Below are 16,127 nucleotides of genomic sequence, written 5' to 3'. Positions count from 1 at the left end.
CAGGAACGGGACGAAGAGGAACGGGGGAGACAGAAGTGGAAAAGATCAAAATCGTATTGGCGTATTCGGGCGGCCTCGATACGTCGGTCATTTTAACCTGGCTAAAAGAAACCTATGACGCCGAAATCATCGCGTTCACCGCGGATGTGGGCCAAAAGGAAGAGCTGGACGGCCTCGAAGCGAAAGCGATCGCGACCGGCGCAACCAAAGTATATATCGATGATCTCCAGGAGGAGTTCGCTCGCGATTTCATCTATCCGATGTTCCAGGCGGGCGCCCTGTATGAAGGCCAATATTTGCTCGGCACGAGCATCGCGCGTCCGCTGATTGCGAAGCGCATGGTCGAGATCGCCCGCAAGGAAGGGGCCAAATTCATCGCGCACGGCGCGACGGGCAAAGGCAATGACCAGGTGCGCTTCGAGCTGGCTGTCGCTTCCCTGGCGCCGGACATCGAAGTGATTGCCCCATGGCGCTCCGAAGAGTTTCGGGCCCAATTCCCGGGCCGCGCCGAGATGATCGCCTATGCGGAGAAGCATGGCATTCCGGTCCAGGCATCGGCGGCGAAGCCGTACTCGACTGATCGCAACCTGCTTCATATCAGCTTCGAGAGCGGCATGCTGGAGGATCCGTGGTTCGACGCGGCTGCCGACAGCAACAAGGACATGTACGTGCTGAGCGTGGCCCCGGAAGATGCGCCGGACGAAGCCGAGTACGTTGAATTGACGTTCGAGCAGGGGAACTGCGTCGCGGTCAACGGAGAACGCCTGACGCCGCTGCAGGTGATGAACAAGCTGAACGAGCTTGGCGGCAAGCACGGCATCGGCCGCGTCGACATGGTCGAGAACCGCTTCGTCGGCATGAAGAGCCGGGGCGTATACGAGACGCCGGGAGGAACGATTCTGTTCACCGCTCACCGGAAAATGGAGTCGCTCACGATGGACCGCGAAGTGATGCATTTGCGTGATTCGCTTATTCCGAAATACAGCTCGATCGTGTACAACGGCTTCTGGTTCGCGCCGGAGCGGCTTGCGATTCAAGCGCTCGTAGACGAGAGCCAAAAGCATGTGACAGGCACGGTCCGCCTGAAACTGTACAAAGGCAATGTCATCGGCGCTGGCGTGCAGAGTCCGTTGAGCCTGTACAATCCGGATATCGCGACGATGGAAGCCGATCCGACCCAGGCTTACGATCAAAATGACGCGACCGGCTTCATTCATCTGAACGCGCTGCGGCTGAAGGTCGCATCAGGCGTCCACGGCGCGAGCGTGCACGGAGCGAAGCTGGAACCATAGACGGCACGGAACAGGCAGGCGGGACTCGGCAGCTGTGCACGGCAGCTGCCGCCGCTTGCCGCAGGCACGGAATGCCGGTCTGCAACGCAAGCAAGGTGGAGGGGGTAACAGGGTGAGCAAATTATGGGGCGGCCGGTTCACGAAGCAGACGAACGAGTTGGTGGAACAATATACGGCCTCGATCTCATTTGACCAATTGATGGCAGAAGAAGACATTCAGGGCAGCCTCGCGCATGTCACGATGCTGGGCCGCTGCGGAATTTTGCCGCAGGACGATGTTGAGACCATCAAGGACGGATTGAATCAAGTTTTGAACCGGATTCGGACCGGCGAGATGGAATATTCCGTATCCGATGAAGATATCCATATGAATATCGAAAAAGCGCTGCTGGAGATCGTCGGCCCGGTCGGCGGGAAGCTGCATACGGGACGGAGCCGCAACGATCAGGTGGCGACCGATATGCATTTGTACTTGCGCAAGCATGTCGTCACCTTCGTCGGCTTGCTGGCAGACCTGCAGAACGCACTGATCAAGCAGGCCAAGGAAAATATCGGCACGATCGTGCCGGGCTACACGCATTTGCAGCGGGCGCAGCCAATCCTGTTCGCCCATCATCTCCTGGCGTACGTATCGATGTTCGAGCGCGATATCGAGCGGCTTATTGACAGCTACAAGCGGATCAATGTGCTGCCGCTCGGCGCCGGCGCCTTGGCGGGAACGACCTTCGCCATCGACCGGCATCTGGTGGCCGAGCAGCTCGGCTTCGACCGCGTATACGAAAACAGCCTCGACGCGGTGAGCGACCGCGACTTTATCGTCGAGTTCCTCTCGAACGCGTCGCTCATCATGATGCACCTGTCCCGCCTCTGCGAGGAGTTGGTGCTCTGGTCGAGCACCGAGTTCCAGTTCATCGAGTTGGACGACGCGTTCTGCACGGGCTCGAGCATTATGCCGCAGAAGAAAAATCCGGATGTGGCCGAACTGGTGCGGGGCAAGACCGGACGCGTGTACGGGCATCTCGTCGGCATGCTGACGGTGCTCAAGGCGCTGCCGCTCGCGTACAACAAAGACATGCAGGAAGACAAGGAAGGCATGTTCGATACGGTCGACACGCTCGATGGAGCGCTGCGCCTGTTCGCGCCGATGATCGGCACGATGAAGGTCAACCGCGGCCGGATGGCCGATGCGGTCCGCCAGGATTTCTCCAACGCGACCGACATCGCCGACTTCCTCGTGAACAAAGGCTTGCCGTTCCGGCAGGCGCATGAAGTCATCGGCAAAACGGTGCTCTACTGCATCGAGCGGAACAAGTTCTTGCTCGATCTGTCGCTGGAAGAATTTCAGCAATTCTCCCCGCTGTTCGACGAGCGCATCTACACGGTGCTGCAGCCGGAGAACGTGGTCAACGCCCGCAACGTCTACGGCGGCACCGCGACCGGCCAGGTGCAGGCCGCGATCGCCCGCGCCGAGCAAGCCGCGGCGAAGACGGCGGCCTGGGTGCAGGAAAAGCAGCCGAATGCGTAACGGCTAAAATCGGGCACATTGGTTCCTGAAAATGGGCCCTGTCCGTTAAAACGCTGGGCATGCGTTAATAGCGTCCCGTGAGGCGCTGACGCATGCCATAGTGATTCGAGAGGTCCCTGCCAGATGCGGCAGGGGCCTCATTTATGTGCCGACGGGCTCGGCTGCCGCGTGTTGTTCTCTGTGAGTTGCTGGGAAAAGCCCGAAGAGATATCTCTCCCTTTTTGCTCAGATGCGGTTTGATTGCTGTGCGCAATCTTTTCCAGGAATGTGAATAGATGAAAACTTCTTCTTACAGCCAGTCTCCCCAAAGCTCAGAAACGAGGAGAAATGAGTAGGGAAGAAATGAGCAGGAATAGATAATCTAGGTCCTTAGCTTCATCCCCTCTAAAGCCCTGTGTACTCACTCCCTTACAAGCATTCTCCCTTAAGCTCAGAAGAAGGTGTATGCGGCATGCCTTACGAACAATATCCCCAACGTTCAGGTGTGGTTTCTCTATGTAGGGCGCACTATGTGCATGATCCCCTTAGGTCAGATATATATAGTAGGAACCGAACCCTTTTAGGCAATATCCCCATAAGTCAGGATTGATCTTCAGCACGCAATTCCTCCCTTTTATCTTGCGATGCACCCCGATGGCAACAGGCCAAGTCGGACTCTAGCGTAATATAAAGGCGGTCGTTCAAACAGTCTTGCACAGCAAGGGCATTCTGCCCCGATGGGATACTGGCCAAAAGAGCCTCTGAAGGGTACTGACGGGATGGGATACTGGCTAAAAGAGCCTTCAAGAGGGTACCGAGCCGAAGAAGAACTGGCATCAATTGGCGGGACTTGAACGTAAATGTTAACAAGACCTTCATTTGTCACCATATGTTACTTGTTGTATAATTACAGGAAGGCGCTTTCATTGGCCTATACAATTGTATACAGGAGGGATGTCCATGCCTATGCCGAAGTACGTTACCGACATCGAGAAGATCACGCAGATACCCGAGACGGAGAGGAAACGGCTGAAGCAAATCACGGAAAAGTTCGTCTTTCGTGTAAATGACTATTATTTGAACCTCATTGATTGGAACGACCCCGATGACCCTATTCGGAAGCTAGTGATTCCGAACACGGGTGAATTGCAGGAGTACGGCCGTTGGGATGCCTCGGATGAGGACACCAACTATGTCGTCCCCGGCTGCCAGCACAAGTATGGCACCACCGCCTTGTTAATTGTGTCGGAGGTATGCGGCGCCTATTGCCGATACTGCTTCCGCAAGCGCCTCTTCCGCAACGATGTCAAAGAAGCAATGTCTGATGTCAATCCCGGCTTGGCCTATATTGCCGAGCACCCCGAAATCAACAATGTCCTGTTAACCGGCGGGGATAGCCTCATCCTCGCGACACCGAAGCTGAGAATGATTCTGGAACGTCTTCGCGCCATCCCGCATGTGCAAATCATCCGCCTGGGATCCAAGATGCCCGTATTCAATCCGATGCGAATCTATGAAGACGAAGCGCTGCTGGAGACGATCCGCGAGTTCTCCTCGGCCGACAAGCGCATCTATGTGATGGCTCATATTAACCATCCGCGCGAGATTACGGCGGAGGCGAAGCGGGGCTTCGAAGCGCTCCATCAGGCCGGCGCCATCGTCGTCAATCAGACGCCCGTTCTCCGCGGCATCAATGATAATGCCGGTGTGCTCGGCGAGCTTCTCGACAAGCTGTCCTGGGCAGGCGTGACGCCATATTATTTCTTCATCAATCGCCCGGTTGCGGGGAATAGCGAATTCGTGCTTCCGTTGAAGGATGTGTACCGTCTGGTGGAGGAAGCGAAGGCGAAGACATCCGGCTTAGGGAAGCGGGTCCGCCTCTCGATGAGCCACACGTCAGGGAAGATCGAGATTCTGGCGATCGAAAACGGCAAGGCGTATCTGAAATATCATCAATCCCGCGACAACCATTACGGTCGCTTCATGGTGCTCGATTGTCCGGACGACGCGGCCTGGTTCGATGATTTGCCGGGGAACGAGCAGTTCTGGACGCCGCCGGTGAAGAAGATTGAGGACGTCGTGTCCGTCAATGCGCTGCCGGACATGCCGCAGCGTCGAACGAAGAGGGATGCGTAATGCAAAGTTCCGCCCTGTCGATTGTCCGCTTTGTTTTTGCGTTGACCGGTTCCGACTCCGGCGCAACTGAACAGTCTGGCCTATCCATCTTCGGAAGGGCCGCATAGGAGGACGACCGACTAGAGGGTATGGCGGCGACTCAAGCTATCGCCTTGTATCCGGATCCAACTTCATTCTTATGAAGAGGCGGCGCTCACCGCATGGCGGTCGGGCGACCCATAAGAAACAGCATCTTGAACAGGGAACAGCCTTGGCCCCGTACGGCCAAGGCTGTATTGCATGCCGTCCGTATGCTCGCAAGACATCCGAGCGGCCTGCTCCGCGGGAACAGCTCCGATTATGTATTCGGCTTGAAATCAGGCCCGTTGATTCCATCCTCCACAATCGGTTCCTTCTCGGTCTTCGGCTTCGCCGGAACGGTACCGCTGCCGTTGTTCACGGCGATCAGCGACGGTTGAGGCTGGTAGGTGTCCATGGCGATGCGCTCGCGCTCTACCTCTTTCCCATTCACCATTTTAATGCGGTACGATTCGACGACATAGCCTTTTTTGCCTTGCTGCAGCACCTGCTGCGTGCCCGCAGTCAGATGCGGGTTTTTGACGTACTTCACTTGCGGATCCAGGACCTTGACGGTTTTCGTCTCCATTTTATAGGCGAGGTTCTTATCCATCGTGCCGAAAAATTTAATTGTCAAGCGCCCGTTTTCGGTCTCCGTCCGGATAAGGAGGTGTTTGCCGGTAGAGTTTTTGAATTTGAAATTGATATAGCCCTGGGAGAAGGTTGCGTCCAGCCCCAGAGGCAAGTACGAGACCGGCAGGGAATGATTGCGCCGTTCGACGATTTCCAGTCCCGTCCGGAGCACCGCATTGTAGAGCGTGCTCGATACTTGGCAGATGCCGCCGCCGATGCCAGGCACCAATTTCCCGTTATAAATGACAGGGGCTTCCTTGAAGCCGTACTTTTTCTCTGTCTCCGCAATGACTTTGTCGTAATCGAAAATATCGCCGGGCTTCAATATCATGTCGTCGATCGTTTTTGCGGCCGATACGACATTATGCGTGCGCCCATCCTCGGATTTGGCGAAGCCGGTCGAGAACTCGATGATTTTCCGCTCGATGCCTTCCGCCTTCAGGGAGGCGACTGTTACCGGCGGATCGGTCAGCACCAATGGGGCTTCGATGCGGATGGGTCCTCCTTCATACCAGACCGGAGGAATGGCGGCCCGTATCAACTGCTCCAATTGCATGCGATCGATGCGGTAGACTTGCCGCTCCGGCGTATAGACGACCTGGTCATCCTTCGTAATCTCGCGCGAGGCATTGACCGGCTTCCCGAAGCTTGCCGTCTCCCAGCCCGGCGTAAACCGTTCCTTCCATACATCCTCTTTCCAATGAAACTGCAGATCCCAATCCTTATTGAAGCTTCTTCTTGCCGTTATCCGTTCCCAGAGAGAACCTTCCTGCAAAGGCTTCAGCGCGGCCAAGAACGGCTTGGCGTCATAGGTTACCCCGAGCTCGGACAAGGTCGTCTTGACCGGAGCCACCCCGCTGGAGCCGAAGGCGACCTCCACCGGCGTCGCTTCCAATTGCCGCAGCCGCCGATTCAGCTCCTCGCGAAAGGCAGCAAAGGACATCCCGCCCACTTCCCAGGAAGAGAGCCGGACCTCCGGCGGAATGCGGTCCTGCGAAGCATAGCTGTTCGCCCAGCCCCACAGGGCGGTAACGGCGAGCAGCAGCGAAGCGGCGGCGATGAATAGCGCATGTATTTTTTTCAAACCGATTGCCTCCTGCGTGAAGAAAGTAAAAGATCAGTCTCTCTCACTATATGCGCGCGAAGCGGCAAACTTTACTTGGAAAGCGGGGGGACGGCTCTCTTGTCGTCAGCTATGCTTTCTCGAAAATTCAAACGTTCGCCCCAATGTTTTTTCGGCATGGGGAGAAGTGAAGTCGAATTGATACTAAAGACTGGCGGGTAATCCGGCGTGACATGGTTCACCGTGGACATCTCATCCAGCCGGGAGAATGTGGCGAACTCTTTGACTCCCGTATAGGACCAAAATACCGAATTTACTCCAAGCCGCAGGATAAAAGAAGATTGGGGCCGGGTCATTCTATCCATATTGTAAAGACCGCAGTATAATAGGGCCCCTTTGAGTTGTTTTTTATCGACAGATGGCTCAATTCCCATCGACTTCGCCAGGTTTCCATTCGTTATGACAGCCGCGGTCTGACTGGCGATGTGAGCTCCCGCCGAATCGCCGCCAATGAATAGCCGGTTCATATCGCCGCCGTACTCCGCTATATGGTCCTGCAAATATTTCAGCGCTTGGTTGGCTTGAATGACAGGCCCCGGATATTTTCGCCCCGGGGCAAGGGCGTAGTTGATATTCGCTACGACATATCCCTCATTGGCCAGCGCCATTCCATACTCTTGCGTTTGTTCTTTATTGCCGGATACGAATCCTCCTCCATGTATCCACATAATGACGGGGAGATCCTTGCCGGTATGCTTCGGATAGTAGATATCGAGGAGGTTGTTCTCCTTTCCGTGCTTATCATATACTACGTCTTTTACGACATGGACTTGCTTCTTGATCGTCTCGATATTGGCGGGCGACGCAAAGGGCTTCCATTCGAAGAAGCGCTTAATGATCAGGACGTTAAGAGAAGGGGTGAACTGACCGATGATATATATGAGCAGGAATAACAAAGATAGGCAGAATCGCCGATAAGAACAATCCATCGTATGATTTGACGACCCGTTTTTCTTGATTTCATTGGAATCAACCCATCCTTCCTCATTGACGCATCTTGCTTTGTTCATTGACCCCGCTATGGCAAGTATGGAGATTGTAACATACCGAGCATGGCGGGGGAAAATGGCCTTCTCCTTCCAGGGTCGATCCAGGGTTCAAATCGACATTTTCCGTATGATGCATATTGTCGAACCTCTTGCGGACCGGAAAAAGATGTTGAAATTCGCTTGTTCTTAGAGGAATTGGCGTGCGGGTGTCGAATATGTAGAGGCTAATCTTTTATAACGTAGGGTGTGATCATTTGATAGAAATGCAGGATGTGTGGAAGACGTACCCGGACGGATCGCATGCGTTGCGCGGAGTCTCTGTCCGGATTGACAAGGATGAGTTCGTCTATGTGGTTGGTCCATCCGGAGCGGGGAAATCAACCTTTATGAAGCTTATATACAGAGAGGAAATTCCGACGAAAGGGCAGATTGTCGTCAGCGGATTCAATATCGGGAAGCTGAAGCAGCGCAAAATTCCGTTCGTGCGGCGCAATATCGGCGTCGTGTTCCAGGATTTCCGCCTGCTGCCCAAGCTGACTGCTTATGAAAATGTGGCCTTTGCAATGGAAGTCATCGAGGCTCCGCCGAAGGTGATTAAACGACGGGTGCCGGAGGTGCTCGAGCTGGTCGGCTTGAAGCATAAGGCATCGAGCCTGCCTGCCCAATTGTCCGGCGGGGAGCAGCAGCGGATCGCGATCGCCCGGGCGATCGTGAACAATCCGTCGGTGATCGTCGCGGACGAGCCGACCGGCAACCTCGACCCCGAGAATTCCTGGGGCATTATGAAGCTGTTGGAGGAAATTAATTACCGCGGAACGACGATTGTCATGGCGACGCACAACAAGGACATCGTCAACGCCATGCGACAGCGGGTTATCGCGATTGAGCACGGACATATCGTGCGGGATGAGGTTCGGGGGGAATACGGATATGACTTTTAATACGTTGGCCCGCCATCTGAGAGAAGGCAGCAAGAGCTTGTTCCGCAACGGATGGATGTCCTTCGCCTCCGTAAGTTCGATCGTGATCTCTCTGTTCATTCTCGGTGTATTCATGGTATTGTCCATCAACGTCAATGCCATTACGAACAAAATCGACAATCAAGTGCAGATTCGGGTCTTCCTTCAATTGGACGTGACGCCGGAGCAGACGAAGCTGCTGGAAACCGATATCGGCAATATGTCCGAGGTAAGCAAGGTCGTCTTCATCTCGAAGCAGGAAGGAATGAAGCTGCTCGAGCAGCAAATGGGCGAGGACGGCAAGGAGCTGCTTGCCGGTTATAACGACGAGACCAATCCGCTGCCGGATTCGTTCACGGTCGATGTGTACGAGCCGGATGATGTGCCGCTGGTGGCCAAAAAAATCTCGATGCTGAACGAGACGAACAGCGCCAAGCCGATCTGGAAGGTGCAGTACGGCAAAGGCACCGTCGAGACGCTGTTCAAAGTCACCTCGACCATCCGCAACTTTGGGCTGATCGTCGTTGCCGGCCTGGCCGTGACGGCCATGTTTCTCATTTCCAACACGATTAAGGTGACGATTATGGCGCGCCAGCGCGAGATCGGCATCATGAAGCTGGTCGGCGCGACGAACTCCTTTATACGCGGGCCGTTCTTCGTGGAAGGGGCTCTGCTCGGCATCATTGGTTCGGTGGTGACCATCGCGCTGTTATTCTACGGGTATCAGCAACTGACCACGCATTTTGAGTTCGGTCTGATGATTATTAAGCTGGTTCCCCTTGCGGATATTTGGCTGCTTGTGGGCGGGACGCTGCTCGGCCTCGGCATCGTCATCGGCGTATGGGGAAGCACGATTTCGATACGGAAGTTCTTGAAGGTATAATCACTTTTTTCAAAATAGGACACTCGACGCAGATGAACCACATGACAGGTAAGGAGGAACCGTGTTGACTAAGCAAGGATGGAAGAAGAAATGGATTGCCCTGATAGCCGGGGGCGCTCTTCTATTGACACTCGTGCCGCCGACGGTCGGGGAAGCGTCGGAGCTGGATAAAGTGAACAAGCAGCTTCAGGATCTGCAGCGGCAGATGCAGGAAGCGGAGAAGAAGCAGCAGGAGGCCGATGCGCAGAAAGCGCAGGCCGAGAAGCTGATCAAGAAGACGACCAAGGATCTGAATTACGTCGTCGGCGAGATCGAGAAGAAGACGAAGGAGATGCTTGACGTCAGGCTCGAAATCGACAAGACGGAGGCGAATCTGGAGGAGGCGGCCCAGGAGCTGGAGGATGTCAAGCACCGGATCGCCGAACGGGAGAAGCTGCTGGATTCGCGCGTGCAGCTGATGTATACGAACGGCGCCGTCTCCTATATCGATGTGTTGTTCAGCGCCACAAGCTTCTCCGACTTCGTCGATCGGCTCGACTCGATGCAGACGATCGCTTCGCGGGACAAGGAAATTTTGAACGAGCATAAGCGCGACAAGGAACTGGCCGTCGTCAAGAAGAAGGAAATCGAGACAGAGCTGAAGCGGGTCAAACTGCTGTACGCGAAGCTGGATGAGGCGAAGAAGAACTTGCAGCTGAAGGAAAAAGAGAAGAAGGTCATGATCGCCAGCTACGAGAAGCAGGCGGAAGATAACCACGGCGTGAGCGAGGAGCAGGAGCGTCTCCTGATGGAATTCGCCAAGCAGCGGGCCGAGCTGATCCGCAAGAAGAATGAGCTGAATGCGCAGCGTCAGCAGCGGAAGACGGGCCAAACGTCGCGGAAGGTCTATACGTATTCGGGCGGCAAGCTCGGTGTGCCGCTGCAAGATGATTACTATATTTCTTCGCCGTTCGGTTACCGCACGGATCCGATTACCGGCGCCCGCAGCGCATTCCACAGCGGCATCGACATGGCGACCCCGGGCGGGACGCCAATCTATGCGGCCGAGGACGGCGCGGTTATCGTAGCCGAATGGTATGGGGGCTACGGCAATTGTGTTATAATTGATCACGGCAACGGCCTCTGGACGCTGTATGGCCATATTCGCCCGGGCGGCATCAAGGTGCAGAAGGGCGATACCGTCAAGCGCGGCGACAAGATCGCGGAAGTCGGTCAGACGGGCCGCGCGACGGGCAACCATCTTCATTTCGAAGTGCGGCTGAACGGCGAACAGGTGGATCCGAAAGAATATCTCAAATAAAATGCACTGCAATGGCATATACTAGTAAAGACCTGAGCATGCGCATATGGACAAGACAAAGGCGGTGATTCAATGTCGTTCAAAGGACGGACGGTCGCCTTGCTTGTAGGGGCGGCAGTGCTGGCAAGCAGCGTGGTGACGCTGGCTGCGGTGGATTTGCCCAGTCTGGCCAGCGGAGGACAAGCAGCGGCCACAGGCAAAGGCCTGTCCCCGCAGGAGATGCAGAAGATCAATTCCGCACTCGGCATTATTGAAAATAAGTATGTAACCCCGGTAGAGCGCGAGAAGATCGTGAACGGGGCTGTGCATGGCATGATCTCGGCACTGCAGGATCCTTACTCTTCTTACATGGAGGCGGAGGAAGCCGAACAATTCAATCACAGCATCGAAGGCGCCTTTACGGGCATTGGCGCGGAAGTGACGATGGAGAACGGCGAGGTCACGGTCGTATCCCCGATCAAGGGCTCGCCTGCCGAGAAGGCTGGCGTGAAGCCGAAGGACGTGCTTCTCTCTGTCAACGGGGAGAGCCTGGCAGGCAAGACGTTGAATGAAGCCGTGGACAAGATTCGCGGCCCGAAAGGCACCAAGGCGAAAATCATGATCAAGCGCGCAGGGCAATCCCAGCCGATCGAGCTCACGGTCGTTCGCGATGAGGTGGACTTCGAGACCGTCTATCCGAAGATGCTGGATGACAAGATCGGATATATCGAGGTGCGCCAGTTCTCGATGAACACGTTCGACCGCTTCAAGGAAGAACTGGAGAAGCTGGAGAAGCAGGGCATGAAGGGACTTGTCATCGACGTGCGCAACAACCCGGGCGGGGTACTCGATATCGTGCAGAAGATGACGGAGCAGTTCGTTCCGAAGGGCAAGACGATTGTGCAGGTGGAGAACCGCAACAAAGAGCGCGACAAGTACAACTCCCAGGGCACGTCCACAGCCGTGAAGCCGTATCCGATCGCGGTGCTGACCAACAAGGGCAGCGCGAGCGCATCCGAGATTATGGCGAGCGCGTTGAAGGAATCCGCCGGAGCGAAGCTGGTCGGCGAGCATACCTTCGGCAAAGGAACGGTCCAGACGAGTTATGAGTCCGGCGACGGCGGTCTAATCAAGATTACGATCGCGAAATGGCTCACCCCGGACGGCAATTGGATTCATGAAAAAGGCATCGAACCGGACGTTGTCGTTCATCAGCCGGAATATTACAGCGTCGCGCCGCTTCCGCGGGACAAAACGCTCAAGTTCGATATGAACGATGCGGACGTGAAAAATATGCAGCTTATTCTGGATGGTCTCGGTTATAAGCCGGGCCGTACGGACGGCTATTTCTCCAAGGAGACCGAAGCCGCGCTGAAGTCGTTCCAGCGCGCCGCCGGATTGAACGCGACCGGCCAGGTCGACGCGAAGACGGCGGAGAAACTGGAAGCCGACATTTTGAAGGCGATGCGCGATCCGAAGAATGATGCCCAATTGAAAAAAGCGGTAGAAACGGTGAAGCAGGAAATTCGCTAAGCGCCGTCGAATAAAGAAGGAAGGTCGCAAGCTTGAACTTGCCGGCCTTCCTTTTTTCAGCTACACGAAGAGTATGGGCTTGCATGTAAACGTGGCTTAGATTCCCCGCGGCAGCGCCGTCCTCGCTACCCAAGAGGAGCAGCGGCATATCTGCCGGTGATATGGCAAGCCGCATATTCGAAAGGGGCGAATGAAGTGGACCTCCTGACGGAAATTGGCGTTCATTTGGCGGAAGCGCTGCTTCAGTGGCTGCTGTCGCCATTTTATTGGATATCCATTATATTGATTGCACTCCTCTACCGGAGGCAGATGCTCCTTGAGCGAAGGCTGTTCGCGGTCAAGATGCACAGTTGGATCGAGCATACGTGGCATGCCTGGCTGGGCGGGCTGCTGGCGGGGCTCGCCGTCTCGGCCGCGGCGATCGGCCTGGGCGTCTCCTTGACGGCGGAAGCGATCATCGCGCTCTGGGCGGTCGCGCTGCTGCTCTTGTTATTTCGCGTCCGGTTCTTATGTCTCGCATACTCCGGAGGCGTGCTCGCCTTGGCGCAGTTCGCGCTGAACGCGTTCGCGCCGGCCTGGGCGCCGGAAGGCTTCCTCGCGCCGTTCGTGGCCGCCATCCGGGAGATGGATGCGGCGGGGCTGCTCATCCTGGTGGCGCTGCTGCACGCGGCGGAAGCCTGGCTTATCCGCAAGCAGGCCGCACGCATGGCCGGCCCGTTGTTCATGGAGAGCAAGCGGGGCCGGATTGTCGGCGCCTATCAGATGCAGAGCCTGTGGCCGCTTCCGCTGCTGCTGCTCTTTCCGGCCGTGACGACGGGAACGCCGCTCCCGTGGACGCCGCTCCTCGGCACGGGATGGGAGCAAGGCTGGACCTTGATCGCGTTCCCGGTCGTCATCGGCTTTTCCGAGCTGACCTTCACCCGTCTGCCGCAGGAGAAGGCCGCGGTAAGCGCCTCGCGCCTGTTCGCCTATGCGGCGATTCTGCTTGCGCTCGGGCTGGCGGCTTCCTGGTGGCCGCCGCTGGTCCCGCTGGCGGCGATTGCGGCGCTTGGGCTGCATGAAGCGCTCATCTGGTTCAGCCGCCGCGAGGAGAACGAGCGCAGCCCGGTCTTCACGCATGATCCGCTCGGGCTGCGTGTGCTGGCGGTGCTGCCGGGCAGTCCGGCGGAAGCGCTGGGCATTCGGATTGGCGAGGTCATCGCCAAGGCGAACGGCGTCCCGGTGCGCACGAAGGAGCAGCTGCATCAGGCGCTGCGCGCCAATGCGGCGTTCTGCAAGCTGGAGGTGTATAACCGGGACGGCGAGGTGCGCTTCCTGCAGCGCGCGCTCTATGCCGGCGAGCATCACCAGCTTGGCGTGCTGCTTGCGCCGGACGATCGCGTCGCCTTCGTCGCCGTGACGCGGCAGCCGTCGCTGTTCGCGCTGCTGAGGGTCCCTTGGACGAAGCTGAAGACGATGCTGGGCCGTCCGGAGCCTACGGCGTCGGAAGCGAGGCAGCCGGGCGCCGGGCCGGACACGCCGACAGAGAGGGGCGCTGGCAGAGGTGTTGCTGACAGCTTGGTGAAGGGAGCGGAGAGTCCCGCATCTGTGGATGCGGCTGGTGCTTGCGCGCGGAGGAAGGGGACATCGGAGAATTCGTCTGTGCGTTGAAGTTGGAATAAAAGCAGCAAAAAAACCCATTGCGGGTTTTTTTGCTGCCTATTGTGCTCTTTATAGTGGAAATATTTTATCCGAAGGCTGATCAGAGCGTATCAGGAGCTGAATGAGGGTAGGCTTTTATGTTTCCACAATGATGCTCTAATCCACTCGAATGTATTTCCGATCATTAATAATGACCATTTTGGTATGCTTATCAATATCGCTCGTGTTATAGACAATGCCATCCGCCGGTAATTTTTCCTCTGATTCAACAAGCCGAAAATTTCCGTGTTTGGTCCCAATGGTTTTGATATAGTGGAAAGATTTGTCATCTTCAAGTTCTTCAGGGGTTGCCTTTCTCACATAAGAGTTTGTATTTTTATTTAGGTTCGATTTTGTATTAAAACCCCAAATTGCGACACCTCCCACTCCTAACAGAACAACGATTAATGAAACTGCCAGTACTTTTCGATACGCTTTTCTCATAACTAACGAGCCACCTCCTTCTGTTATTATAATCCCAGATTTCGAAAGCCCGTAATGGAGGCGAGTTAGTAACCTACTAGGGCGGGTAGCAACTGTAATAAACAAGAAAATATCCAGTCCCATGAGCGCTAATTCGAAAAGAAGGGCATATTTTCCCCCTCCCCATCCCACAGAGGCATTGCATTTCCATGTTTATTTTTGGAAGCGGTCATTCCAGCGCAGCAACTTTTGTCGCGATCCGTAGCCAAGTGTAGCGGTTCGGGAAATCTCTCGCCAACTTGAGAATCACCTGCCGACTATGCTGGATGATGGTCGCGGCACAGAGGAAAAACTCCTGACGAAACCGGGCAATCGTATACCCGTGATGAACCGGTTCACAGCAGTCGCGTTTAAACCGTTCGTAGAGGTTGTATGCTAACAGCTTGATTAGCAAGTCGATTTCATTCGCGGTGAAGCGGCTTGTCGAAATGCGGTTGATGGAAAAGCCACGCTTGGCTTCCTTGATGTGGTTTTCCATGCAGCAACGCTGGTTGTAGAAATGCCACAGGTCAATCGGCTCCCACTCAAGGCTTGTGACGATCGCTTCATACTGCCAATCTGTATCAAGAAGAAGCCGAGATTGATCCCCATCGTACACCTGTGCTTTGCGGATGACGGCAACACGGCGTGCTTTCTTCCAGGAGGTGGCTTTGTAGACCAGTACAATGCCCTCGATGATCCACTCCTCATCGACAAATCGCTTCCAAACGGAGCAGCGTTGCACTTCCGCTTGAAGTCGCTGGGTCCATTTCAATTTTCCTACATACCCGATTCCTTTGGATTCCCATAAGCCGTAAAAGTCCTCACCGCCAAATCCTTTGTCAAATCGGGCATACTTCACCGGACGATCACCAAGCAATTCGAACGTCTGGCGGAGGAAGTCAGCGGCATTCGTGGATGAATGCGTATTTCCAGCACGAAGAACAGCGTTTAAACACAAACGAGATTGGCCTTCATAAGCCAACAGCGGATGGTAGCTTTTACGTCCCGGTTTGTGGGGATTCGTGCCAACGGCCGCGCCTTTTTGGTGACCAAAAACGGTTTCCACGGTGGAATCCAGATCCATGATGAGTTCATCGGGCAAACCAGGCGCGATGACCTGCTGATTCAACTTTCTCAAGTCGAGTGTGAAAGTTGGTTGCTTACCAAACCGATTCAATTCTTTATACAGCAAGGTGTGGTGTGGACAGCGTCCACCGAGGAAACGTTGCACAAGTGCATCCTGTTGCAACGCTCGAAAATGAAAAAGGCGTTCACAACCGAGTGTCCAGCCGATTATGAGGTAGAGCAGGATGCGAAAAACAGGGAACAGGGAGTGCCTGTGTTTGATGTTGCTCAAGTTCTGCAATGCTTTGTCCAGTTCGATTTTTTCGAGATACTCCAGGAATACTTTGCTTCCACCAACGCTGGAAGCGTGACGCAAGGAAAATTCAGTCTTGATTTTGCTGACGGGTGTGGTAGACTTCACCTAAAAGGTGCTCCTCTCTTTGGGTGATGTTGTTTTCGCAAACACTATTCTACCAAAGATTTGGGCCCTTTTTTCATTTTTCAGGCACAGTTACTTTCGAAATTCAGG

At 55.3% G+C, this 16,127-nt stretch carries 13 protein-coding genes; 9 read left to right on the top strand and 4 right to left on the bottom strand.

Features of this window, described 5'->3' with window-relative positions; translation table 11 throughout:
* The first annotated feature begins 35 nt into the window (after window positions 1–35).
* From ABD76_RS17590 to ABD76_RS17580, 3 genes are all read left to right on the top strand, one after another.
* Window positions 36–1,292 (top strand): argininosuccinate synthase, encoded by a 1,257-nt coding sequence (locus ABD76_RS17590; protein WP_197258518.1) that lies wholly within the window; start codon window positions 36–38, stop codon window positions 1,290–1,292.
* A 112-nt stretch (window positions 1,293–1,404) separates the two neighbouring features.
* The gene (argH, locus tag ABD76_RS17585) at window positions 1,405–2,817 is read left to right on the top strand and encodes an argininosuccinate lyase (RefSeq protein ID WP_197258517.1); all 1,413 of its coding nucleotides are present in this window, start codon (window positions 1,405–1,407) and stop codon (window positions 2,815–2,817) included.
* A gap of 939 nt (window positions 2,818–3,756) precedes the next feature.
* Entirely contained in the window at window positions 3,757–4,932 is a 1,176-nt protein-coding gene (locus ABD76_RS17580; protein ID WP_197258516.1) for a KamA family radical SAM protein, read from the top strand.
* Between the two features lie 337 nt (window positions 4,933–5,269).
* On the opposite strand, the gene ABD76_RS17575 is transcribed toward ABD76_RS17580, so the two are convergent.
* Window positions 5,270–6,706, bottom strand: coding sequence for a VanW family protein (locus ABD76_RS17575; protein WP_197258515.1), 1,437 nt, complete (start codon window positions 6,704–6,706; stop codon window positions 5,270–5,272).
* A gap of 71 nt (window positions 6,707–6,777) precedes the next feature.
* Window positions 6,778–7,455 carry an alpha/beta hydrolase gene (locus tag ABD76_RS17570; RefSeq protein WP_338125139.1) on the bottom strand — a complete coding sequence of 226 codons (678 nt, stop codon included), beginning with the start codon at window positions 7,453–7,455 and terminating at the stop codon, window positions 6,778–6,780.
* On the opposite strand from ABD76_RS17570, the gene ABD76_RS30420 reads away from it, so the two are divergent.
* The 6 genes from ABD76_RS30420 (at window position 7,438) to ABD76_RS17545 (ending at window position 14,038) form a co-directional block, all read left to right on the top strand.
* Complete coding sequence (locus ABD76_RS30420; protein WP_338125141.1) at window positions 7,438–7,638, top strand: hypothetical protein; 201 nt, start codon at window positions 7,438–7,440, stop codon at window positions 7,636–7,638. The genes ABD76_RS17570 and ABD76_RS30420 overlap by 18 nt on opposite strands.
* A 350-nt stretch (window positions 7,639–7,988) precedes the next feature.
* Complete coding sequence (ftsE, locus tag ABD76_RS17565; protein WP_197258514.1) at window positions 7,989–8,675, top strand: cell division ATP-binding protein FtsE; 687 nt, start codon at window positions 7,989–7,991, stop codon at window positions 8,673–8,675.
* Window positions 8,665–9,576, top strand: a complete 912-nt coding sequence (gene ftsX / locus ABD76_RS17560; protein WP_197258513.1) for a permease-like cell division protein FtsX — start codon at window positions 8,665–8,667, stop codon at window positions 9,574–9,576. Before ftsE ends, ftsX begins: the two co-directional genes overlap by 11 nt.
* 64 nt (window positions 9,577–9,640) lie before the next feature.
* Window positions 9,641–10,876 (top strand): murein hydrolase activator EnvC family protein, encoded by a 1,236-nt coding sequence (locus tag ABD76_RS17555; RefSeq protein WP_197258512.1) that lies wholly within the window; start codon window positions 9,641–9,643, stop codon window positions 10,874–10,876.
* A 72-nt stretch (window positions 10,877–10,948) separates the two neighbouring features.
* Entirely contained in the window at window positions 10,949–12,388 is a 1,440-nt protein-coding gene (locus ABD76_RS17550; protein WP_197258511.1) for a S41 family peptidase, read from the top strand.
* Between the two features lie 195 nt (window positions 12,389–12,583).
* Window positions 12,584–14,038, top strand: coding sequence for a PDZ domain-containing protein (locus ABD76_RS17545; RefSeq protein ID WP_338125133.1), 1,455 nt, complete (start codon window positions 12,584–12,586; stop codon window positions 14,036–14,038).
* Window positions 14,039–14,185: 147 nt separating this feature from the next.
* On the opposite strand, the gene ABD76_RS17540 is transcribed toward ABD76_RS17545, so the two are convergent.
* Both ABD76_RS17540 and ABD76_RS17535 read right to left on the bottom strand, forming a co-directional pair.
* Complete coding sequence (locus ABD76_RS17540; protein WP_197258510.1) at window positions 14,186–14,512, bottom strand: hypothetical protein; 327 nt, start codon at window positions 14,510–14,512, stop codon at window positions 14,186–14,188.
* A 208-nt stretch (window positions 14,513–14,720) separates the two neighbouring features.
* Window positions 14,721–16,019 carry an IS1380 family transposase gene (locus ABD76_RS17535; protein ID WP_197253375.1) on the bottom strand — a complete coding sequence of 433 codons (1,299 nt, stop codon included), beginning with the start codon at window positions 16,017–16,019 and terminating at the stop codon, window positions 14,721–14,723.
* Window positions 16,020–16,127 lie beyond the last annotated feature (108 nt).

Origin of the sequence: Paenibacillus dendritiformis, from assembly GCF_015845845.1 — a bacterium.
In the GTDB taxonomy this organism is placed as follows: domain Bacteria; phylum Bacillota; class Bacilli; order Paenibacillales; family Paenibacillaceae; genus Paenibacillus_B; species Paenibacillus_B dendritiformis_C.
This window is presented reverse-complemented; position numbering and strand designations above follow the sequence as displayed.

Excerpts from the sequence above, each read along its gene's own strand:
- ABD76_RS30420 (WP_338125141.1), top strand. The coding sequence starts at position 7,438 with ATGCTTCGGATAGTAGATATCGAGGAGGTTGTTCTCCTTTCCGTGCTT.
- ABD76_RS17550 (WP_197258511.1), top strand. The coding sequence starts at position 10,949 with ATGTCGTTCAAAGGACGGACGGTCGCCTTGCTTGTAGGGGCGGCAGTG.
- ftsX (WP_197258513.1), top strand. The coding sequence starts at position 8,665 with ATGACTTTTAATACGTTGGCCCGCCATCTGAGAGAAGGCAGCAAGAGC.
- ABD76_RS17580 (WP_197258516.1), top strand. The coding sequence starts at position 3,757 with ATGCCTATGCCGAAGTACGTTACCGACATCGAGAAGATCACGCAGATA.
- ABD76_RS17540 (WP_197258510.1), bottom strand. The coding sequence starts at position 14,512 with ATGAGAAAAGCGTATCGAAAAGTACTGGCAGTTTCATTAATCGTTGTT.